The organism is Luteibacter sp. TLI7-4A, assembly GCF_056754745.1.
This window is the reverse complement of sequence record NZ_JBPGWO010000001.1, coordinates 450,002-471,926: the sequence shown is the minus strand read 5'-3', so window position 1 is coordinate 471,926 and position 21,925 is coordinate 450,002. Positions and strand designations below refer to the sequence as shown.

The 21,925-nt window shown below is 66.3% G+C and carries 19 protein-coding genes; 8 read left to right on the top strand and 11 right to left on the bottom strand.

Going from position 1 to position 21,925, the window contains the following annotated elements; all coding sequences use genetic code 11:
- Positions 1 to 25: 25 nt before the first annotated feature.
- Positions 26 to 1,399: an alpha-L-fucosidase gene (locus ACR9Y6_RS02135; protein WP_481279781.1), complete on the top strand. Its 1,374-nt coding sequence runs from the start codon at positions 26 to 28 to the stop codon at positions 1,397 to 1,399.
- 286 nt (positions 1,400 to 1,685) lie between these two features.
- Here the strand turns inward: ACR9Y6_RS02135 and ACR9Y6_RS02130 are convergent, their stop codons facing one another.
- The 3 genes from ACR9Y6_RS02130 to ACR9Y6_RS02120 all read right to left on the bottom strand — a co-directional run bounded on the left by ACR9Y6_RS02130 (position 1,686) and on the right by ACR9Y6_RS02120 (position 7,111).
- Entirely contained in the window at positions 1,686 to 2,741 is a 1,056-nt protein-coding gene (locus ACR9Y6_RS02130) for a glycosyl hydrolase family 18 protein (RefSeq protein ID WP_481279780.1), read from the bottom strand.
- Positions 2,738 to 4,351: an alpha-L-fucosidase gene (locus ACR9Y6_RS02125; RefSeq protein WP_481279779.1), complete on the bottom strand. Its 1,614-nt coding sequence runs from the start codon at positions 4,349 to 4,351 to the stop codon at positions 2,738 to 2,740. The genes ACR9Y6_RS02130 and ACR9Y6_RS02125 overlap by 4 nt, the downstream gene beginning before the upstream one ends.
- A gap of 66 nt (positions 4,352 to 4,417) precedes the next feature.
- Positions 4,418 to 7,111 carry a TonB-dependent receptor gene (locus tag ACR9Y6_RS02120; RefSeq protein ID WP_481279778.1) on the bottom strand — a complete coding sequence of 898 codons (2,694 nt, stop codon included), beginning with the start codon at positions 7,109 to 7,111 and terminating at the stop codon, positions 4,418 to 4,420.
- A gap of 330 nt (positions 7,112 to 7,441) precedes the next feature.
- Here ACR9Y6_RS02120 and ACR9Y6_RS02115 point away from each other — a divergent pair, with 330 nt between their 5' ends.
- From ACR9Y6_RS02115 to ACR9Y6_RS02090, 6 genes are read left to right on the top strand one after another with little or no spacing between them, the layout of a single operon-like run.
- Positions 7,442 to 8,467, top strand: coding sequence for an aldo/keto reductase (locus tag ACR9Y6_RS02115; protein ID WP_481279777.1), 1,026 nt, complete (start codon positions 7,442 to 7,444; stop codon positions 8,465 to 8,467).
- Complete coding sequence (locus ACR9Y6_RS02110; RefSeq protein WP_481279776.1) at positions 8,464 to 9,294, top strand: amidohydrolase family protein; 831 nt, start codon at positions 8,464 to 8,466, stop codon at positions 9,292 to 9,294. The genes ACR9Y6_RS02115 and ACR9Y6_RS02110 overlap by 4 nt, the downstream gene beginning before the upstream one ends.
- Before the next feature lie 46 nt (positions 9,295 to 9,340).
- A complete protein-coding gene (locus ACR9Y6_RS02105; RefSeq protein WP_481279775.1) occupies positions 9,341 to 10,087 on the top strand; it encodes an SDR family oxidoreductase in 747 nt (248 codons plus the stop codon).
- 12 nt (positions 10,088 to 10,099) lie between these two features.
- Positions 10,100 to 10,957 (top strand): fumarylacetoacetate hydrolase family protein, encoded by an 858-nt coding sequence (locus tag ACR9Y6_RS02100; RefSeq protein WP_481279774.1) that lies wholly within the window; start codon positions 10,100 to 10,102, stop codon positions 10,955 to 10,957.
- Between the two features lie 49 nt (positions 10,958 to 11,006).
- Positions 11,007 to 12,326 (top strand): L-fuconate dehydratase, encoded by a 1,320-nt coding sequence (locus ACR9Y6_RS02095; RefSeq protein ID WP_481279773.1) that lies wholly within the window; start codon positions 11,007 to 11,009, stop codon positions 12,324 to 12,326.
- Between the two features lie 4 nt (positions 12,327 to 12,330).
- A complete protein-coding gene (locus ACR9Y6_RS02090) occupies positions 12,331 to 13,473 on the top strand; it encodes an alpha-hydroxy acid oxidase (RefSeq protein WP_481279772.1) in 1,143 nt (380 codons plus the stop codon).
- On the opposite strand, the gene ACR9Y6_RS02085 is transcribed toward ACR9Y6_RS02090, so the two are convergent.
- Positions 13,474 to 13,821, bottom strand: a complete 348-nt coding sequence (locus ACR9Y6_RS02085) for an L-rhamnose mutarotase (RefSeq protein ID WP_481279771.1) — start codon at positions 13,819 to 13,821, stop codon at positions 13,474 to 13,476.
- A complete protein-coding gene (gene fucP / locus ACR9Y6_RS02080) occupies positions 13,818 to 15,119 on the bottom strand; it encodes an L-fucose:H+ symporter permease (RefSeq protein ID WP_481279770.1) in 1,302 nt (433 codons plus the stop codon). Before fucP ends, ACR9Y6_RS02085 begins: the two co-directional genes overlap by 4 nt.
- A 165-nt stretch (positions 15,120 to 15,284) precedes the next feature.
- Between fucP and ACR9Y6_RS02075 the strand changes: the two genes are divergently transcribed.
- Positions 15,285 to 16,058 (top strand): IclR family transcriptional regulator, encoded by a 774-nt coding sequence (locus ACR9Y6_RS02075; protein WP_481279769.1) that lies wholly within the window; start codon positions 15,285 to 15,287, stop codon positions 16,056 to 16,058.
- 4 nt (positions 16,059 to 16,062) lie between these two features.
- Here the strand turns inward: ACR9Y6_RS02075 and queA are convergent, their stop codons facing one another.
- The 6 genes from queA to ACR9Y6_RS02045 all read right to left on the bottom strand — a co-directional run bounded on the left by queA (position 16,063) and on the right by ACR9Y6_RS02045 (position 21,820).
- Entirely contained in the window at positions 16,063 to 17,097 is a 1,035-nt protein-coding gene (queA, locus tag ACR9Y6_RS02070; RefSeq protein WP_481279768.1) for a tRNA preQ1(34) S-adenosylmethionine ribosyltransferase-isomerase QueA, read from the bottom strand.
- A gap of 64 nt (positions 17,098 to 17,161) precedes the next feature.
- Positions 17,162 to 17,764, bottom strand: a complete 603-nt coding sequence (locus tag ACR9Y6_RS02065) for a response regulator transcription factor (protein WP_306850354.1) — start codon at positions 17,762 to 17,764, stop codon at positions 17,162 to 17,164.
- Entirely contained in the window at positions 17,761 to 18,894 is a 1,134-nt protein-coding gene (locus tag ACR9Y6_RS02060; RefSeq protein WP_481282675.1) for a sensor histidine kinase, read from the bottom strand. Before ACR9Y6_RS02060 ends, ACR9Y6_RS02065 begins: the two co-directional genes overlap by 4 nt.
- Positions 18,894 to 20,093 carry a sensor histidine kinase gene (locus ACR9Y6_RS02055; RefSeq protein WP_481279767.1) on the bottom strand — a complete coding sequence of 400 codons (1,200 nt, stop codon included), beginning with the start codon at positions 20,091 to 20,093 and terminating at the stop codon, positions 18,894 to 18,896. The genes ACR9Y6_RS02060 and ACR9Y6_RS02055 overlap by 1 nt, the downstream gene beginning before the upstream one ends.
- Positions 20,094 to 20,129: 36 nt before the next feature.
- Positions 20,130 to 20,912 carry an ABC transporter permease gene (locus ACR9Y6_RS02050; protein WP_481279766.1) on the bottom strand — a complete coding sequence of 261 codons (783 nt, stop codon included), beginning with the start codon at positions 20,910 to 20,912 and terminating at the stop codon, positions 20,130 to 20,132.
- Positions 20,909 to 21,820 (bottom strand): ABC transporter ATP-binding protein, encoded by a 912-nt coding sequence (locus tag ACR9Y6_RS02045; RefSeq protein ID WP_481279765.1) that lies wholly within the window; start codon positions 21,818 to 21,820, stop codon positions 20,909 to 20,911. Before ACR9Y6_RS02045 ends, ACR9Y6_RS02050 begins: the two co-directional genes overlap by 4 nt.
- Between the last annotated feature and the right edge of the window lie 105 nt (positions 21,821 to 21,925).

Sequence of the window (21,925 nt, the reverse complement as noted above, 5' to 3'; positions counted from 1 at the left end):
CGCCGCCATCAAGGAGATCCGTTCGATGACGAAGCACCCCTCCCTCCGCCGCCTGGCCGCCTGCCTCGCTGTCGCCCTGATGGCATCCCTGCCCGGCGCCCCGCGCGCTGAATCGTTCACCGACGTGAAACCGTCGGCCCAGCAGGTCGCGTGGCAAGACCTCGAATTCGGCGTGATCGTCCATTTCGGCACGAACACGTTTCTCGATCGCGAATGGGGCGATGGCACCGCGCCGGCCTCCGTGTTCCATCCCGACAAGGTCGATCCGGACCAGTGGGCGCGCGCGGTGAAAGCCGCGGGGGTGCGCTACATGGTGCTGGTCGCCAAGCACCATGACGGCTTCGCGCTGTGGCCCACCGAACAGACCGACTACTCGGTGAAGGCCAGCCCCTGGAAGGGTGGCAAGGGTGACCTCGTGCGCATGGCCTCGGATGCGGCGAAGAAGAACGGCCTCGGCTTCGGCGTCTACCTTTCGCCGTGGGACCGGCACGATCCGCGCTACAAGGATTCGGCGGCCTACGACAAGTACTACCTCTCGCAGATGGAGGAGCTGGTCCAGCATTACGGCCCGCTGACCGAATGGTGGCTCGACGGTGCCGGTAGCGCGGGCCACGTCTACGACTTCGCGAAGTACGTGGAGACCCTGCGCACCTACCAGCCGAACACCATGGTCTTTGCGGACATGGCCTTGTTCGACTACGGCGACATCCGCTGGGTGGGTAACGAACAAGGCGTGGTGCAGGGTGAGAACTGGAACGTCATCGACCGGCACGGGCAACTTCGCTGGCGGCCGCTGGAAGTGGACACGCCGCTGCACAAGAACCATTGGTTCTTCAGTTCGAAGCCGGATTTCGCCACGTCGTTGAAGACGGTCGACGAACTCATGGACAACTGGGAGAACAGCGTCGGCAAGGGTGGCCAGTTCATGTTGGGCGTCGCGCCCGACACGCACGGCCTGCTACCGGACGCCGATGTGCGGCGACTGGCGGAGTTCGGCAAGGCGCTGAAGGCGCGTTATGGCGACGAGGCCAATCTGGCGGTGGAACATGGCGCGGTCGACGACAACGTCGCCGCGGCGCTGGACAACGACCCGGCCACGTTCTGGTCGGCCCCGGCCGGCTCGGCGAATGCCACGCTCGAGGTCGACCTCGGCCGCGATGTGACTTTCGACCACGCCATGAGCATGGAGTGGCTGGACGGTGGGCAGAACGTCCACGGCTATGCCGTGCAGGCGTGGGACGGCAAGGGATGGAAGACGGTCGCGCAGGCGCAAGCCATTGGCCACATGAAGATCGATGCCTTCGAGCCGGTGACCGCGCGGCGGGTGCGCTTGAACATCCTGTCAGCCGTGGGGACGGCGCGGATCCGTGAGTTCAAGCTGTTCAAGGTGGGGCGCTGAGGGGCGTCCCTGGTCGAATGACGAGGGGCCCGTTATCGCCGCTGAAGCGGCTCCCACATTTCACCAGCCCAGCCTTGTGTGGGAGACAGTTGCCATATTTCACTGTCCCAGCCATGTGCGGGAGACAGTTGCCATATTTCGCTGTCCCAGCTTCGTATGGGAGCCGGCTGCCACATCTCGCTGTCGCGGCTTCGTATGGGAGCCGGCTGCCACATCTCGCTGTCGCGGCTTTGTGTGGGAGCCGGCTATGCCGGCGATGGCGCGCCGTTACCGGCGCGCCCCACCCTCACCGCACCGCGTCAGGCAACTCATCCCAGATCTTCGGGTCCTCCGCACCGAGCACCCAGGCGCAGAATCCCTGCAACCCATACTGCTTCGCCACGTCGTACCGGTCGCGGAAGGCGCGCGCATCCGGAAGGAACACCCACTCGCGCATCTGGTCGCGATAGAAATAGAACCACGACTCGTGTTCCACCGGGTCCCACTGCATCGTCGCGCCGAACTGCTTGGCCAGCGGGAACGACGCGTCGGCATCGATATATTCCGCCGAGATGTTCGAATTCTCCTTGCCGTCCGCGCCCACCGGATTCCCGGCGAACCAGTGGTAACCGTAGAGGCCGATGCCCAGCGACAGCTTCTCCTTCGGCACCACCTTCATGGCGTACTCGAGGTGCTCCATCACCCATGGCATGCCTGCGACCGGCCCGGGCGTGGTCCAGCGCGTGTGCTGGTCGTAGGTCATCAGGCAGACAAGGTCGAGCACCTTGGCCAGCTCCTTCAGGTCGTACGCGCCGCGCCAGTACTCCCACATCCACTTGCCAAAGGCGCCGCGGCCGGCGTAACCCGGCGCGTTCGGTACGACCGCCATGCTCAACTGGAGGCCGTGCTTGTGCAGCGCCTCGTAGGTCTGTTTCGTCAACAAGGTGAGCGCATCGCGATCCGTCCAGGCGATGTTCTCGAAGTCGAACTGGAAGCCGCTGAAGCCGTGCAGCTTCGCCTGCTCGATCATGCTCGCGATCATCGCCTTTTTCGCGGTTTCATTGGTCAGCAGCGCATGGAACTTCGCGCGGTCGCCGCCGGCGGAGATGATCGGCATCACGGGCAACCTGTGCGCCTTGGCGATCTTCAACACGTAGGCGTCGGGCGCGCCCGAGACCAGGCCGTTCTCGTCGACGCCGTACCAGGTCGGCACCAGCACGTCGATCTTGTCGACGTGGGCCTCGAACGAAGCGATCGATTTCTGCGATTCCATCATGTAGAAGAGCGCCACCGGCGACTTGGCGAATGCGGCGAGCGGCATCCACAGAAGGCAGGCGAGCAGCGCGATGAGCGGTCGTTTCATGGAGTGGCCTTGGATGGGTTCGCCAGCGTGATGCGATACACGTACGCATCGCTGCCGACGGGATGGGAAGGAAGACGAAGGTGCAGGCCACCGGCATCCTGGGTGAACGGGACGTCGCTGCCGTCGGCGAGCAACTCCACGCGCGTCACGGTGTCGCCGGGCTGGATCGAACGCACCGTGGCCTTGCCCTTGGCGGGCCAGCCCAGTTCGATCGCATAGAGCTTGCCGTTACCCGTGGTGAAGCGGAAATCCTCGGCCGTATAGGGCTTGGTCTTGGTGTCCTGGAAGGTGCCGCCCACCACCTCGGTCGGACCCTCGCCGAACACACGCCACGGCTTGCTGCCGTAGATCGCCTCGCCGTTGACCTTCAGCCAGCGGCCGACGCTGCGCAAGGTGTCCTGCGCGCCCTGCGGGATGGTTCCATCCGCGCGCGGGCCGATGTTGAGCATCAGGTTGCCGTTCTTGCTGACCACGTCGGCGAGCAGGTGGATGATGAAGGCCGGCGACTTGTAGGTATCGTGCTCGATGTAGCCCCAGGAATCGTTGCTTATCGAGGTATCGGTCTGCCAGTGCGTGGCGTGGATGCCGGTGAGCTGGCCGCGCTCGATATCCAGCGTGCCCGCGCCTTCCGGAAAGTCGCCGAGCTTGTAGTTCACCACGACGCCGTCGCGTTTCGCACCGTCGTTGTAGTAGTACGAAAGCATCGTGGGCAGCGTATTGCGGAACGTCGGGTGGCCGATCCACCAGTCGAAATAGATCAGGTCCGGGTGGTAGTCGTCGATCAGTTCGGCCGTGCGCGCGAGCCAGTCGTCGAGCCAGGCCTGAGAGACATAGGTCCAGTCGTCCGCGAGGTTTTCGTCGTGCTTGCTGAGGTGGTCCACGGCCGGACCGTACAATTCCGCATTCGCCGGGTCGTTCACGTCGGAATCGAAGTGGCGGCCGCCGTCGAAGAACCAGTCGTGCTCGGCACGATGGGAGGAGACACCGAAACGCATGCCCTGCCCCCGCACGGCCTTCGCCAGCAAGCCGATGACGTCGCGTTTCGGTCCCTTCTTCACCGCCGTCCAGTCGGACAGCTTCGAGTCGTACATGGCGAAGCCATCGTGATGCTCGGCTACCGGCACGACGTAACGCGCGCCCGCCTCACGGAACAGCGCGGCCCATGCCTCGGGGTCGAAACGCTCCGCCTTGAACATCGGCACGAAGTCCTTGTAGCCGAAGCGCGACTGTGGCCCGTAGGTGGCCACGTGATGGGCGAACTCCTTCGTGCCCTGCTTGTACATGTTGCGCGAATACCATTCACTGCCGAACGCCGGCACCGAATAGACGCCCCAGTGGATGAAGATGCCGAACTTGGCGTCGTCGTACCACGCGGGCGAGCGATAGGCCTGCAAGGACGCCCAGTCGGGACGGAACGGCCCCTGGCCGGAGCCCTTCGCGACCCGATCCAGGATGGCCCGGCGTTCGGGAGCGAACTTCGCCGAGGCCTTCTGCCAGGCCAGGTCCTGGGCCTGTGGCGACACGCTGCCCGCCGTGGGCGCGGTCGCCCCGTCGGCGTGGGCAACGCCGGCCAGCAGGGCCACCACGAGGAACACCAATCGTCGTCGCATGCATGGACTCCTTCCGGCAAAAAAGAACCGGCGGCACCGCAGGGAGGCAGCCACCGCCGGTGCGCGCTAAAGCTTGAAGTTCAAGGTCATCGAGTACGTGCGTCCACTCTTGTACTCACCGATGGGAGCGTACTTGATATCGGCGTACTGGTAGTACGTCGAATCCAGCAGGTTCGTCGCGCTGAGCGTGATGCCGGCCCATGGCGTGATCTGGTACGACGCGCTCAGGTCGAGCTCCTTGTAGGCATCGGAAAACACGTTGGAGTTGAGTCGTCCCACCTGGGTGAAGTACGGCGAGCGACGGCTGTAGTTGATGCGCGCCGACCACGGCCCGTGCTCGTAGTACGGGATGATGTTGATCGTGTTTTTCGACAGGTACGGCAGGTTCAGCTTGTCGCCGTTGGTCTGGGTCTGCGTGGTGGCCTTGCTGTACGTGTAGTTGGTCTGGATGCCGAAGCCGTGGCCGAGGTCCTGCTGGTAGATCAGGGAGAGGCCGGACACCTTCGCGTTGGACGCGTTGATCGGCGAGGTCACCGAATACACGTTGGTCTGGCCGGTGGTCGGATCGGTCAATGCGCGTTCGGACGTCGTGGTGACGATGTAACTGTCGATCTTGCGCACGAAACCCTCGACCGACAGCAGGCTGGCCGGCGCGAAATACCACTCCGCCGACAGGTCGAAGTTGGTCGACTGGTAGGGCTTGAGGTCCGGATTGCCCGCGCTGGCCGTGAAGTTGCCCGTGGCCGCGCCGTTGAGCGACGTGGCGCCGGCCAGGTCGCTGTAGCGCGGACGGGCGATCACTTTCGCCACGGACAGGCGCAGGACCTTGTCCTCGTCGAGGTCATAGGCCACGTTCACCGACGGCAGCGGCTTGTAGTAATGCGTGCTGGTCGACACGCGGCTGTAGGTGCCGCCATCGCTGTTGACGTAGTAGTTCGACGTGTCCTTCGTATCGACGTAACGCACGCCGACATTGCCGCGCCAGCTGCCGGACTGGTAGTTCATCTGCACGTACGCGTCCTTGGTGACCTCGGACACGCCGAACATCGACGGGTAGTTCAGGGTGTACGGTCCCTGCGGCTGCGACTTCAGGTAATTGACGACGCTGCTCTGGCTGGCCGTCGGCCAGTCGGTGAGGTCGCCACTGGCGTGCAGGCCATCGAACAGGCCACCGGGGGTCGAACCCGGATCGAAATCCGTCAGCGAAATGGGGTCGGTGGTGTTGATGCGGTTGCCGCGCGATTGCGTGCCGTTGAAGTGGTTGGTGTACTTCACGCCCATCTGGATCTGGTTGATCGGGCCCCATTCCAGGTCGCGCGAGGCATCGAACTGCGCATAGCGCTCGCGATCCGTCGTCGTCTCGTAGTAGATGCCGCCGGCCTGGTTCTGGCCCGGCAGCGAGGTGTCGCCCGGGGGCGAACCCGCCGGTGAACCGACCAGCCCCCAGTTGGCCGCCGAACCGTTCTGGTAGCCCACGCTGGTGTTGCGCCCGTCGTATCCGAAGTTGTACCCGCCGTTCTGGAGTAGGTACTTCATGAGGTATTCGGGGTCCTTGCCGCCGCTGGCGCTGGTATAGCCGACCTGGCTGGTGAACACCCAGGCGTCGCCGTTGAAGTCGTGGCGCAGGTTGATGCTCTTGGTCGAGACCTCGGTCTTGCGGTAGTTCGCATCCAGTTCGGCGTACGGTTGCCCGTTCCCCGTGGTGGAGGACACCGTGCCGGAGGTGATGTAGCCGTTGGCGACGTTGATGTCGGTCAACTTGTTGAGGTCACCGCAGCCGGGACAGACGTAACGCGACTCGCTGAAGTTGTCGTACTTGCCCTTGACGTACAGGCCGGTCAGGTTGAATTCGTTGTGCTCGTCCGGGCGCCACTGCAAGGTCGACTGCAAGCCGTTGCGCTCGCGCGTCTGCTGGAAATAGGCGCTGTTGATGCCCACCGGGATCTTCGCGTTGGCGTAGTTCTGGTCGCCCGTGACGTTCGGGTTGCCGGTGATGTTCGCGCCGGTGGTATAGCCGAAGAACTCGATGCCCGCGCGGGACAGGTTCTCCTTGTCGTGGGTCACGCTGGTGAGGACACCGAACGTGCTGTCGGCGTTCTTCCAGCTCCACAGCGCCGAGGCCCGCGGATTACCCTCTGCCGAACGGTCGTTATAGTTGTAGCCGAGCGAGCCGCGCAGCGTGTTCGCCGGCAGGTCGAGGGGCTTTCGCGTATGGATGATGACCGTGCCACCGATGCTGCCCTCGTCGATGCGGGCCTCGGGCGACTTGTAGACCTCCATCAGGCCGATGATCTCGGGCGAAAGCAGCGAATAATTGAACGTGCGGCCGCTGGTATCCGTCGGGTTGCCGCCCCAGTCGCCCGAGGCGATGGTCTGGCCGTTCAACAGCACGCGGTTCAGCGCCGCGTCGGTGCCGTTGACGCTGATCTTCTCGCCTTCGCCGAACTGGCGATCCACCGTGATGCCAGGCAGGTGCGAGAGCGATTCGGCGGCATTCGTGTCCGGGAACTTGCCGATGTCGGTCGCGCTGATCGCGTCCACGACCGCATTGGCGTTGCGCTTGACGTCGATCGCCTTCTCCAGGCTGCCGCGATAACCGGTGACGGTCACCGCCTGCAATTCCTCCACGCGCTTGTCGGCGGCTTTCTGCTGCGCCGTCTTCGGAGGATCCGCCGGGGCGGGTGTGGCGTCCTGCGCGTGTGCGGCCGTTGCCAGTCCACAGAGGATGCTCGCGCACAACAGGGTCTTGCTGATGGTCATGGATGATCTCCCCGAACGCTGTATTCCGGATACACGCCTTCCGCCCTGCCCGGGCAGCGCATGCTTGTCTTGTGGAACCGCGCCGTTGGCGACGGCACGGGCGTTACCCCTCGCATCCAGCAATGAAACGGAACGGCCCCACGCCGACAACGTTGTCATTTTCCGGATGCAGAACTTCTTGCGATCCGTTCACTGGCGAACTCAGTATTCAGATATGTTTCAACCGATTCAAGTTGCACTGCAACATTTTCTTGAAATGGTTCAGGGCTCTAGACAAGTTCACATATAAACGTAGTATTTATACCTGCGCAGTCGCGCCAAGGAGCATTCATGCCATCGCAGCACGCGAGCCAGACTCCCGCCGCACCACCAGGACGCAGGCCAAGGCCGTTGTCCCGGCTGGCATTCGGCGGCGCTCCGGTAGGCAACCTCTACACCGAGGTGGACGAGGCAGCCGCGCGCCAGACGATCCTCCACGCCTGGACCGGCGGCATCCGCCACTTCGATACCGCGCCCTATTACGGCTTCGGGCTCAGCGAAACGCGGATCGGCGACGCGCTCGCCGGCGTTTCGCGAGAGAGCTACACGCTTTCCACGAAGGTGGGCCGCGTGATCGAAAACGCCGCGGGCCGGCGTGGCGAAGCCGACGGCTTCGCCGTGGACGGCCTCGCCGCACGCTTCGATTACAGCCGCGACGGCGTGCGCCGTGCCCTCGAAGCGAGCCTGCGCCGTCTGCGCACCGACCGCATCGACATCCTCTTCCTGCACGATATCGGCGCGCTCACGCACGGCGAGCGCCACCCCCTCGTACTGGCCCAGGCGCTGGACGAGGCGCTGCCTGAAATGGCGCGCATGCGCGAGGAAGGCCTTGTCGGCGCCATCGGCATCGGCGTGAACGAAGAAGCGGTATGCCTGGACGTGATGCCGCGCTTTCCCCTCGACGCGATCATGCTCGCCGGGCGCTACACGTTGTTCGAACAGGCGGGCAGCACGGCGGTGATGGCGCGGGCCCAGGCCGACGGCGTATCCGTCCTGGTCGCCGGTCCGTACAACTCCGGGCTGCTCGGTGGCACCCATGGCCCTGGCGCGACCTACGACTACGCCCCCGCCACGCCCGACGTGCTCGCACGCGCGCAGCGGTTCTACGACGCGTGCGCGCGCACCGGTGCCGATGTCGGCGCCGCCGCGCTGCAATTCCCCCTCGCCCACCCGGCGGTCGTCAGCGTCGTCTGCGGCCTGCGTTCCGTCGCGGAAGTCGATGCCGCGCTGCTCCGCCAGCGTGCCGAGATCCCCTCGGCCGCATGGAAGGCGCTGCGCGACGAAGGGTTGCTCGACGCCGGAGTACCCACGCCGTGATCGTCGACGCCCATCGCCACTACTGGGACCCTTCGCGGCTCGATTATGCATGGCTGGCACATGCGCCGGCGGCGCTGCGCCGCGCCTTCCTGCCGGGCGACCTGCCCCGGAACGCGGACGCTTGCATCCTCGTCCAGGCCGCGCCGGACGAAGCCGAGACGCGCTTCCTCTTCGAGCTTGCCCGCGACATGCCCGGTGTCATCGGCGTGGTCGGATGGGTCGACCTGGAAAGTCCCGATGTCGAAACCCGTCTCGACCAGTTGATCGCCGATGGCGGCGGCCTGCTCCGTGGCATCCGGCCCATGGTGCAGGACATTCCCGATACGAATTGGCTGGCATCGTCGTCACTCGACAGCGCGTTCGACCTCATCGCCGAACGCGGCCTCGTCTTCGACGCCCTGGTCGATAGCCGGCACCTGCGCGCGCTCTACGGGCGGCTCGGGAAACATACAGGCCTGCGGACCGTGATCGACCACGCCGCAAAGCCGGACATCGCCGCCGGCGAGTTCGCCGAATGGGCCGGCGCCATCGCGCGCCTTGCGCAGATGCCCGATGTCTACTGCAAGTTGTCGGGCTTGCTCACGCTCGCCGATCCGTCGACCGATCCCTCCGCACTGGAACGTTACGTCGCCCACCTGTTCGGGACGTTCGGCGCGGAACGCCTGGTCTGGGGTAGCGATTGGCCGGTGCTGACGACGCATGCCACCTACGACGCCTGGAAAACCCGCGCCGGCGAACTCGTCCGTCGCCACGCGCCCACCGCGGTGGGCGCGGTATTCGGCGGTAACGCGCTAACCCTCTACTCCGCATCGAGGAAACCAGCATGACGCGATCCTTCCTGTCCATCGCATCCATCCGTCGCGGGAAGCCGGCATGAGCGGCCGCCTGGCGGGCAAGCGTGCGCTGGTCACCGCGGCCGGTGCGGGCATCGGCCGCGCCACCGCCCTCGCCTTCGCCGCGGAAGGCGCGACGGTACTGGCGACCGACATCGACGAAGCACAACTGGCCAGCCTCGCCGCCGAACATCCGAACGTGACGACGCGAAGGCTCGACGTGACAGACGCGGCGGCGATCGCCGGCGTCGTCGCCGATGCGGGAGTGATCGACATCCTGTTCAACTGCGCGGGCTACGTGCATGCGGGCACCCTCCTCGACACCGACGACGACGCATGGCGCCGGTCCTTCGCGATCAACGTCGACGGCATGTTCCACACGTGCCGGGCCGTACTACCCGGCATGCTGGAACGTGGCATCGGCAGCATCGTGAACATGTCCTCGGTCGCCTCCAGCATCAAGGGCGTACCGAACCGCTTCGCTTATGGCAGCACCAAGGCCGCCGTCATCGGCCTCACCCGGTCCATCGCCGCCGATTACGTGGCGCGTGGCGTGCGCTGCAACGCCATCTGTCCCGGCACCGTGAAGACACCTTCCCTGGCGGCGCGCGTACGTGCGCTCGGCGGCGACGAAGAAGCCGCATGGCGGGGTTTCACCGATCGCCAGCCGATGGGCCGGCTGGGCGAGCCGCGCGAAATCGCCGCGCTGGCCGTCTACCTGGCCTCCGACGAATCGTCATTCACCACCGGCACCGTCCACGTCGTGGACGGTGGCTGGTCGAACTGAGGAACGCACCCGATGAAACTCGTCCGTTTCGGCGCGCCCGGCAAGGAAACACCCGGCCTCGTCGACGATAGCGGCCAACTGCGCGATCTCTCCGGCGTGGTCGCCGACATCGCCGGCGACGTGCTCGGCAACGCGGGCTTGCGCCGCCTTGCCGCCATCGACCCCGCGACCCTTCCCATCGTGCACGGCGAGCCGCGCCTGGGTACGCCGGTAAGCGGCATCGGCAAGATGATCTGCGTCGGCATGAACTACGCCGACCACGCCGCCGAGACCAACGCGCCGGTGCCCGAACAGCCCGTCCTCTTCATGAAGGCGACTTCCGCCATCGGCGGGCCCAACGACACCGTGGTGATCCCGCGCGGTTCGGTGAAGACCGACTGGGAAGTGGAGCTGGGCGTCATCATCGGCGAGGTGACCCGGGACGTGCGGATCGACGACGCGATGGCGCATGTCGCCGGCTATGCCGTCATCAACGACCTCTCCGAACGCGAGTTCCAGCTCGAGCACGGCGGCCAATGGGTGAAGGGCAAGAGCTGCGACACCTTCGGTCCCATCGGCCCCTGGCTGGTCACGCGCGACGAGGTGGCCGATCCACAGAACCTGTCGCTCTGGCTAGAAGTCAACGGCCACCGCTACCAGAACGGCAATACGCGAACGATGGTGTTCGGCGTGGCGCAGCTGGTGAGCTACATCAGCCGCTACATGACCCTGATGCCAGGCGACGTCATCAGCACGGGCACGCCGGCCGGCGTCGGGCTCGGACTCAAGCCCCCTACCTACCTGAAGCCCGGCGACGTCATCGAGCTGGGCATCGAAGGGCTCGGCCGCCAACGCCAGGATGTCGTGGCGCATTCCAGCCGCCAGTCCTGAATTCCATCGTTACGGATCGATACGTCGCCGGCTAAGGAGGCCGGATCGCATGGTGAAAATTACGGCGCTGGACACGTTCGATGTCCGCTTCCCGACCTCGCTCGACCACGACGGCTCAGACGCGATGAATCCGGACCCGGATTACTCGGCGGCCTATGTGATCCTCCGCACCGATAGCCCGGACGGCCTCTCCGGCTACGGGCTCGTGTTCACGATCGGGCGCGGCAACGACGTGCAGACCGCCGCCCTCGCGGCGCTGGAGCACATGGTGGTCGGCCGCCCCATCGAGGACATCGTCGACCGCCTCGGCGACTTCGCGCGCGAACTCAATGGCGACTCGCAACTACGCTGGCTCGGTCCCGAGAAGGGCGTGATGCACATGGCCATCGGCGCGGTCATCAATGCCGCCTGGGATCTCGCCTCGCGCCGCGCCGGCAAGCCGCTGTGGCGCTTCATCGCCGACATGACGCCCGAGCAACTGGTCGCGCAGATCGACTTCCGCTACCTGACCGATGCGCTGACACCCGCACAGGCGCTGGCCATCCTGCGTGAAGCCGAGCCACACAAGCAGGCGCGCATCGCGCAACTGGAAACGGAAGGGTATCCCGCCTACACCACCTCCCCCGGCTGGCTCGGCTATTCCGACGAAAAGATGCTTCGGCTTGCGCGACAGGCCGTGCAGGATGGCTTCCGCACCATCAAGCTCAAGGTCGGCCTTCGCCTGGAGGACGACATACGCCGCTGCAGGCTGGCACGTGCCACCGTGGGCCCGGACATCGCCATCGCCGTCGACGCCAACCAGCGCTGGGACGTGAACACGGCCATCGAATGGTTGAAACCACTGGAGAACGTGGGCCTCGCCTGGGTGGAGGAACCGACCAGCCCCGACGATGTGCTCGGCCACGCCGCCATCCGTCGCGCCGTCGCACCCACGCCCATCTCCACCGGCGAACACGGGCAGAACCGCGTGATGTTCAAGCAGTTCCTGCAAGCGGGCGCGGTCGATCTCATCCAGATCGACGCGGCACGCGTCGGTGGCGTGAACGAGAACCTCGCCATCCTGCTGTTGGCGGCGCATTTCGGCGTGCGCGTGTTCCCCCATGCCGGCGGCGTAGGGCTGTGTGAACTCGTGCAGCACCTGGCCATGGCCGACTTCGTGGCGATCACGGGCAAGAAGGAAGACCGCGCCATCGAGTACGTGGACCACCTGCACGAGCACTTCGTCGATCCCGTCCGGATCGTGCGTGGCCGGTACATGGCGCCGACCGCCCCGGGCTTTTCCGCCCAGATGCACCCGGCATCCGTCGACGACCACCTGTTTCCCGACGGACTCGTATGGCGCGAACTGTCGCTGACCGTGGACGGCTGAACACATGAGGAGGCCGGTCACCAACATCGCCGACTTGCGTGACCTCGCCAGGCGCCGCGTACCCCGGGCGTTCTTCGAGTACGCGGATCGCGGCGCCTACGACGAATCGACGCTTCGCGGGAACCGAAGCGCGTTCGAGCGCCTGCGCTTCCGCCAGCGCGTGATGCGCGACGTGGACAACCGCTCGCTCGCCACCACGGTGGTGGGCCAGCCACTGAGCATGCCGCTGGCCATCGCGCCGACCGGCCTCACCGGGTTGCAACACGGCAGCGGCGAGATCCACGGCGCCCGTGCCGCCGCGAAGGCCGGCATACCCTTCTGCCTCAGCACGATGTCGATCTGTTCCATCGAACAGGTGCGCGCCGCCACGGACGCGCCGTTCTGGTTCCAGGTCTACGTGATGCGCGACCGCGGCTTCACCCGCGAACTGATTCGCCGCGCGCGCGCCGCCGAGTGTTCGGCCTTGATGCTCACCGTCGACCTGACCGTGCAGGGCCAGCGCCACCGCGAGATCAAGAACGGCTTGTCCGTGCCGCCGAAGATCACCCTGCGCAACCTGTTCGACATCGCGAGCAAGCCGCGCTGGGCGTGGAACGTGTTGCGTGCGCCGAGCCGGTCGTTCGGCAACCTCGACGGGCACATCCAGGGCGCGGACAGCCTGACCACGCTGGCCCAATGGATCGCCAGCCAGTTCGATCCGACATTGAACTGGGACGACCTGAACTGGATTCGCGATCTCTGGCCCGGGAAACTCATCCTCAAGGGCATCCTCGACGCCGAGGACGCACGCCAGGCCGTCGCCCATGGCGTGGACGCCATCGTCGTGTCCAACCACGGCGGGCGCCAGCTGGACGGCGCACCGGCCAGCATCGACGTCCTGCCATCCATCGTGGAGGCGGCCGCTGGCGGCACCGAGGTCTTGCTCGACAGTGGCATCACGAGTGGACAGGACCTGCTCAAGGCGCTCGCCCTGGGCGCCCGCGCAGGACTGATCGGCAAGGCCTTCCTCTACGGGCTCGGCGCGGGCGGTGAAACCGGCGTCACCCAGGCGATCGAGCTGATTCGCAGGGAACTGAGCGTGACGATGGCGCTGACGGGAACGCTAGACGCGGCGAAGGTGTCGCCGGACATCCTCTGGCACGGGTGATCACCCGCAATCGGCCAGGTTGAAGATCTGCCGCATCGACACCCACTTCTGCCCCGCTTCCGCCCAGGGCAGCGGCTGCTGGAAGGTGGACATCAACGCCTCCCACGCCTGCACCCGTTCGCTCGCCGCGTCGGCCGCCGCCTTGGCCCCGGCATCGAACTCCGGCCCCACGCGCATCAGCATCGTCAAGCGGTTCCCGGTGCGGAAGATGCGCATGTCCTGGATACCCGCATCGCGGATCGAGCGAACCACTTCCGGCCAGATGAATTCCGCCTGGTGCCAACGCTCGTATTCGGCGATCGCCGCCGGGTCGTCGCGCAGGTCGAGCGCGAGGCATTGCCATGTCATGCGATGGCCTCCGCGTGTCCCCGCGAGCGCCGCCAGGCGAAGAGGAAGATCGCCACGAAGCAGAGCATCGGCACCAGCATCGCGTGGGCGATGCCGAAGCGGTCGGAGGTCGCGCCCATCGCCGCGGTGACCACCGCGCCGCCGACGATCGACATCACCAGCAGCGAGGCGCCGAACTTGCGCTCGGTGTCACCGCGCCCTTCGACGCCGAGGGCGAAGATGGTCGGATACATGATCGACATGAAGAAGCTCGACGCCACCAGCGCATAGATGCCGATGCTGCCGGGGACGAAGGCCGCGGTCGTCGCCAGGGCGATGTTGACCAGCGCGAAGGTACTCAGCACGCGCGCCGGACGCAGGTACTTCATCAACGCGGCGCCGGCGAAACGGCCGGCCATGAAACACAGCAAGCCCGCCGTGATGAAATTGGCGGCGGCCTTGTCCGCCGTCCCCGGCATCGTCGCCTGCGCATAGCGGATCATGTAGCTGAAGACGGCGACCTGGGCGCCCACGTAGAAGAACTGCGCCGCCACCGCCGACATGAACCGGCCGTCGCGCAGGAGACGGCCGAGCACGCCCCGCTCCACCAACGCGCCTCCATCCTCGGTCGATGCCGTGCGCGGAAAGCGCGTCACGGCGATGATGACGGCCCACGCGATCACGCCGAGGCCGATGACCAGGTACGGCATCTGTACCGCCGCCGCCTCGCTCTTCATGTAGGCCGTGCGCGCCACCGCGTCCATCGCCGCGAGTTCCGCGGGCGAACGCTCCACGCCGGTGAAGATGAAATGCTGGCCGATCAATACGCCGGTGATCGAGCCGAGGGGATTGAACGCCTGCGCCAGGTTCAGCCGCGACGCCGCCGACTCGCGCGGCCCCAGCAAGGTGACATACGGATTGGCCGAGGTCTCCAGGAAAGCCAGCCCCGCCGCGATCACGAACAGGCCGACGAGGAAGGTGGCATACGTCGCCGTGGCCGCGGCGGGCCAGAACAGCAAGGCGCCCGCGCCGTAGAGCAGCAGGCCGAACACCACTGCCGCCTTGTAGCCGTAGCGGCGCATGAAAACGCCCGCGGGTATGGCGACGAGGAAATATCCGAGGTAGAAAGCACTCTGGACGAGGCCGGCCTGGAAATCCGAGAGGGTGAACGCCTTCTTGAACTGCGCGACGAGCACGTCGTTGAGGTTGTTCGCCACGCCCCAGAGAAAGAACAGGCTGACGATCAACGCCAGCGGAAACCATGGAGCGCGAGAGGGCACGCGCATGGCGGGCACCTCCAACGGCGTGTGCAGTTGCATGCGTGTCTCCTCTACCGTGGCCGGCCCCATTGTGCAAATATGAACTTATAATTCACCTGCATAACAAGCTGCGCTGCAACATAGTCGTCGGCCGCCGTGTGTGCGCCGCCGCGCATGGGGCAAGCTAGACTCGTCCAGCCGTCTTCGTCACCGCCACGGAATGCCATGCCCACAGATTCGCCGAAGTATCGCGCCCCCGCCCTCGACAAGGGCCTCGACATCCTGGAGTTGCTCGCCAAGGCGACGCAGCCCCTTTCCATCGCCGAGATCTCCGACGGCGTCGGCCGTTCCCGCGGCGAGATTTTCCGCATGCTCCAGGTGCTCGAAGAGAGGGACTATATCTCCCGGCCCGATGGCGAAGGTTCCTATTCGCTCACGCCACGCCTGTTCCGCCTCGGCATGGAGCAGCCGCCGGTAAGGAACCTCGTGGAAACGGCCATGCCGGTGATGCACCGCCTCGCCGACGAGATCGACCAGTCCTGTCACCTCGTGGTGCCTTCGCAGGAACAGATCGTGGTGATCGCGCGCGTCGACCCGCCCGGCGAAACCGGCCTCGTGGTCCGCGTGGGACACCGCCGCCCGATATCGCATTCCGCGTCGGGCTATGTCCTCCTGGCCTGGCAGACCGACGACACCCGTGAGCGCTGGTTCCGCACGATGCTCGATCACGAGCCCGGCCTGAAGCGCGCGCGGATCGAGAACACCATCAAGGAAGTCCGCGGCGCCGGCCTCGCCACCATACCCAGCGAAGTGGTGGATGGCGTGACCGACCTTTCCGCCCCGATCATCGAAGGCAACCACGCCGTCTGCGCACTGACCGTGCCCTTCATCGAACGCCGCGGCGCGAAGATCGACATGAAGGCCACCGCGCGCTTGCTGGTGGCCGCGGCGGCCGATATCTCGATCGACCTGTCGCACGGGGCACCGGGCCAGCCGTGACGCGTCAGGCGGGCCTTGGCGGCATGATCAGCATGGCGTCGCCGTAGGAGAAGAACCGGTAACGCTGCAGCACCGCGTAGCGGTAGGCGTCCAGGATCACCTCCTTGCCCGCCAGCGCCGAGACCAGCATCAGCAGGGTCGATTGCGGCAGATGGAAGTTGGTGATCAACGCGTCGACGCTGGTGATCTTGTAGCCAGGGAAGATGAAGATCTGCGTCTCGCCGGCGAATGGGCGCAGCACGCCTTCGACGGTGGCGCTTTCCAGCGCGCGCACGACGGTGGTGCCCACGGCCACGACGCGATGGCCCGCGGCACGGGTCGCGCGGATCTTCTCGACGAGCCCCGCGCCCACGTTCAACCATTCGCGATGCATCACGTGGTCGCGAACGTCTTCCGCGCGCATCGGCTGGAACGTGCCCGCTCCCACGTGCAGGGTGACGTAGCCCATTTCCACGCCGCGCGCCCGCAGCTTTGCGAGCAGGTCTTCGTCGAAATGCAGGCCCGCGGTCGGTGCCGCCACGGCGCCCGGCTCGCGCGCGAACACGGTCTGGTAGCGCTCGGCGTCCACCTCGTCGGCCCCACGTTCGATGTAAGGCGGCAGGGGCATCTCTCCCAGGCGCGAGAGAAGGCGCTCCAGCGGTTCGTCGCTTTCGAAGCGCAGCAGGAAGAATTCACCGTCGCGACCGAGGACGGTCACCATGCTGCCGTCGGCGAGTTCGATGCGTCCCCCCTCCTTCGGCTTCTTGCTGACGCCCAGCTGCGCCCTCGCCTCGTGCGACCCGGTGACCCGTTCGATGAGGATCTCGACCGCGCCACCGGATTCCTTTCGTCCATAGAGGCGGGCCGGGAGGACGCGGGTGTCGTTGAACACCAGCAGGTCGCCGGGCTGGAGCATCTCCGGCAGCTCGGCGAACTTGCGGTCCTTCTTCGTGTGCGCCGCGACGTCGATCACCAGCAACCGGCTGCCCGAGCGCCGGACCAACGGGGCCTGCGCGATGAGTTCGGGCGGAAGATCGAAGTCGAAGTCGGATTTTTTCACGGAAACAACCGGGGCGGAGCGGCGGATGGGGGATTATCGCCCATCGGATGGCCGCCAGCGCCCCCTAGAGCCAGCCCTTCTGCCGGGCCAGGCGATATGCCTCGATCCGGTTGGCCGCGCCCAGCTTGCCGATCGCCTCGGACAGATAGTTGCGGATCGTGCCGTGCGACAGGTTCAACTGGGCGCCGATCTCGCTGGCGGACTGTCCTTCACCGGCCAGGCGGAGCACCTGCCGTTCGCGGTCGTTGAGCGGATCGGCATCCGACCATGCCTCCAGCGCCAGCTGCGGATCGATGGCGCGGCCGCCGCGATGCACGGTCCGCAAGGCCTCGGCCAGGTTCTCGGCGGGCGCGTCCTTCAACAGGTAGCCGCCCACGCCCGCATCCAGCGCACGGCGCAGGAAACCGGGCCGGGCGAAGGTGGTGACGATGATGACCTTTACCGGCAACTCGTGCCGGCGAACCCGCTGGGCGATCTCCAGGCCGGTGAGCCCCGGCATCTCGATATCCGTCACCAGGACGTCGGGCTTGAGCCGCTGGAGTTCGCGCCACGCGGATTCGCCATCGGCGGCGGAGCCAAGCACTTCGATGTCCGATTCCAGGCTGAGCAGCGCGGTCAACGCGCCGCGAACCATGGCCTGATCCTCGGCGAGCAGCACGCGGATCATGCGAAACCTCCCGCCTGCCGGGCATGTGCCGGGATGCCGATCTCAAGTGCCGTTCCCTGCTTCGCCGGCGAGTCGATGGCGAGGCGCCCGCCAATCTGGCGCACGCGCTCGCGCATGCCGGAAACGCCGTTGCCATGCGCGGCGAGGCCGCCGCAGCCGTTGTCCACGATACGCATCGAGAATTCCTGTCCGTTCCGGGTGATGATCACGCGTGCCTCGGTGGCACGCGAATGACGATGGATGTTGGTGATGGCCTCGCGTAATACGAGCGCCAGCGACGCCTCCGTCTGCTCGGGCAAATCGAGGCCGTCGGGCAATTCGACGCTCAAGGCGATGCCGGACGCCTCCAGCATGAGCCGCGCCGATACGAGCTCGCTGGCGAGATCGCCGGCGCGCAGGCCCGTGACCGCGCTACGCACCTCGGCAAGCGTATGCCGCGCCACCCGCTCCACTTCCTCCATCTCCTGCTGTGCTCGTGCGGGATCGGCCAGGGCCAGGCGCTTCGCCAGTTCCGACTTCAACGTGATGAGCGACAACGTATGGCCGAGGAGGTCGTGCAGGTCGCGGCCGATGCGCTCGCGCTCGGCCAGCGTCGCCAGCCGGCGCACTTCCGTTTGCGACAGGCGCAGCTCGGCGTCGCGCCGCGCGCCGCGTACGTAGAGATAGTTACTGAAACCGGCCATGAGGCCGACACCGAACACGACCAGCACATGCACCATCGGCACATGGAAAGCGTAGACCCAGCCCAGCGTGAGCAACGTCGCGATCGCCACGCCGAGCAGCCACACCCTCGCCCGCCGGGCATAGGCGAGCAAGGTCACGCCGATCACGACGTAGCCGAGCGATACCGGATTCACCGCCCACAGGACGAAGCCGAGCGCCACGATGGCGCCGGCATGGAACGGCAGGCGCGACAACGGCGCCACGAACACCGCCACGTAACAGACGAGATAGACCGGGATCGAGGCGATGGTCGGGCCGAACCAGGTCCAGTCGAAGCCCTTCACGGCGAGCGGTGCCTGGATCAGGGCGATGAGCCAGAACACCTGCAAGCCCGCCTGCCAGCGCAGGTACACCGGCGAGCGCAGGCCGCCGAGCAGGGAATCCGGACGCGGCGGGGGAATACGCATCACGAGGCCATCCTGCCCGGTCCCGCCAGGGGCAAGGCCACCGGCGCGCCGGCACTCGCATGCGACAGGAGACGGTCTGCCGGCGTCAACGGCACCTCGATCCGGAGGACGGTGCCCTTCTGGCGGCTCGACTCGAAGACAAGCGTGCCGCCCAGCACGCGCACGCGCTCGCGCATGCCGCAGATGCCATTGCCTTCGCCACCGTCCACGCCCCGCCCGTTGTCCTTGACGGTCATCGTGCAGGCGCGCGTGTCCATGGCCACCGTCACTTCCGCGCACGACGCGCCGGCATGACGATGGATGTTGGTCACGGCCTCACGCAGGACGAGGGCGAGTTCCGCGTCCACGCGCGCGGGAAGCACGGGCATCTCGCTGGTGTAGATGAAGTCGATCATGGCGGTGTTGAGCAGCAGCCGCGCCGCCGCCAGTTCGGCGACGACGCCCGAGGCGCGGATGCCGGTCACGGCCGAACGCACTTCCGCCAGCGCGTCGCGTGCCACCTGCTCGGCTTCCTCCATTTCACGTCGTGCCGCGGCGGCGTCGCGGTCGAGCAGGCGGCGCGACAACTCCAGCTTCAACGTGATCAACGACAGCGTATGGCCGAGCAGGTCGTGCAGGTCGCGTCCGATACGCTCGCGTTCCGCCGCCGCGGCCAGCCGGCGGACCTCGTCGTGCGACAGTTTCAGTTCGGCGTCGCGTTGCGCGTTGAAGCGATAGATGACGTTGACCGAACCGACCGACAAGGCGATGAACGACAGGGTCGCCATGACCGCGAACGGCCACGACAGCAGAAACCATGCCGTGGCCATGAAGCCGGCGATGACCGCCGCGATGCCCATGAAGCATCGCCTGGGCACCCCGTCGAAGCCCATCATCGCGCAGGCGTAGATCACATAGCAGGCGCCGCCGCTGGTGTTGAACTTGAGCGTGGCATATCCCATCAGGGCGACGGCGATCGCGTACAACCTCGCCTCGCGTACCGGACGCACGTAGCTCAGGCCGTAAAGGATCAGGAACAGGGGAAACGTGATGGCGGTCGCCGGGATCCAGTACGGACCGAGCTTTTCGGCGAAGACGAGATCGCCGAAGACGTACACGGTCCACACGAGGTGGAACAGGCTGCCGATGCGCAGCCTCGGCTTGTCGCGGTAGCGGTTCCAGAGCGAATCCGGCGTTGGCTGGAACCACGAGGGAACCATGGGAGTGTCCGTGGAAAGGCGTGCGCCCATGCTACTTCAACCGTGACGGCGCAAGCGACGCGCCGCGATGGCCACGAAGGCGATCGTGAAGCCGGCCAGGACGACCACGTGCACGGCGTCGCCGCCGTCGCCCAGGCCCACCGCCGAAAGCGCCAGCCGGTCCAGATGGTATGCCGGCCATAGCGGTGCGATGGACTGAAGGAAGGGCGGCATGACCGGCAGCGGAATCCACAGGCCGGAGAGGAAAGCCATCGGCAGGTAGATGAGATTGACCACGCCGGGCGCGCCCTGCCCTTTTACCAGCGTGCCCAGCAGCAGGCCCATCGCGGAGAACGGCAGGGAACCGAGCACTTCGACGCCGAAGAACCCGGCGGCGCGGGAAGGCGGCAACGCGGCACCGGCCACGAAAATCGCCAGGCACAGCAGGATCGAAGCGACGATCGCGGCCACGAGCAAGGCCATGCACATCTTGCCCAGCAGGTACGCGCCGGGTGGCATCGGCAAGGCGCGCTTCAGCGTAAGCAAGCCGCTGTCGCGTTCCAGCGCCAGCGACACCCCGAAGCCGAACAGGCCCGGCGCCATGACGCCAAAGGTGCCATACGAGGCCAGCAGGTAGCGCGGTGCATCCGCGCTATTGGCATGGCCGAGGAAGATGCCGAACATCACGTAGAACACCGATGGGAACAGCAAGGTCGGCAGCAGGAATCCCGGGTTGCGCAGATAGCGCAGGCACTCGGCTTTCGCCTCCTGCACGTATGCGCCGAGGAGACGTGCCGGCGTCATGGCAACCACGGTGCCGGCGGTGTCGATGGCGGTCATGCGGCCTCCTGTGCGGCATCGGCGTCGCGGGCGATTTCGGTAAAAGCTTCCGCGAGGCCGGCGCGCTGCACTTCCAGATCCGACAGCGAGGGATCGGCGTGCAGCAGGCGCCTTACGACCACCTCCGCGTGGGTGGTCGCGATCGCCAGGCGGTCCTGCCGTGCCTCGACCGACGCGACATCCGGCCATCCCGCCACGATGCCCGGATCGAGCGAGGTCAGGCAGCGAATTCGCCGCAACGCCACGCGCGCACGGAGCGCGTCCACGCTGCCTTCGGAAACGACCTTGCCCTTCGCGATCACGCAGACGCGGTCCGCGAGCGCCTCGGCTTCCTCCAGGTAATGTGTCGTCAGCACCACCGCGCAGCCGCCGGCCACGAGTTGCCGGATGCCCGTCCATAGCGACTGCCGCGCCGTGATATCCATGCCGACCGTCGGCTCGTCGAGGAAGAGTATTTCCGGACGCCCGGCCATCGCCATGGCGAACTGGACGCGTCGTTGCTGGCCGCCCGAGAGGGCGCCATAGCGCCGGCCGAGCAGGTCGGCCACCCCGGCAAGGGCCGCGCATTCGGCCAGCGGCCGCGGGTCGGGGTAATAGCTCGCCGTCAGGCGAAGCAGTTCGCCCACCTTCAACGTCGCCGGCAGGTTCGCGGCCTGCAACATCACGCCGATACGCCGGCGCGGACCGATATCCTGCGGATCTTCGCCGAACAGCGTCACGCTGCCACTGTCGGCGCGATGCAGACCCAGCAGCAGGCCGATGCATGTGCTCTTGCCGGCGCCGTTCGGGCCCAACAGGGCCAGCAGTTCGCCGCGGTGGATATCCAGGTCGATCCCGTCGAGCGCGACGACCGCGCCATAGCGTTTTCCAACGTGTTCGAGGCGTGCGATGCGAGTGTCGTTGTTCATGTGCCCTCCCTTGCGTCGCAACATAATCCCGCGCAAGTCCTTGGCGGCAGTCGCTTGCGTCATTGTGCGGATGTGACAACCGTCACCCGGGGGTTACACGGCCAA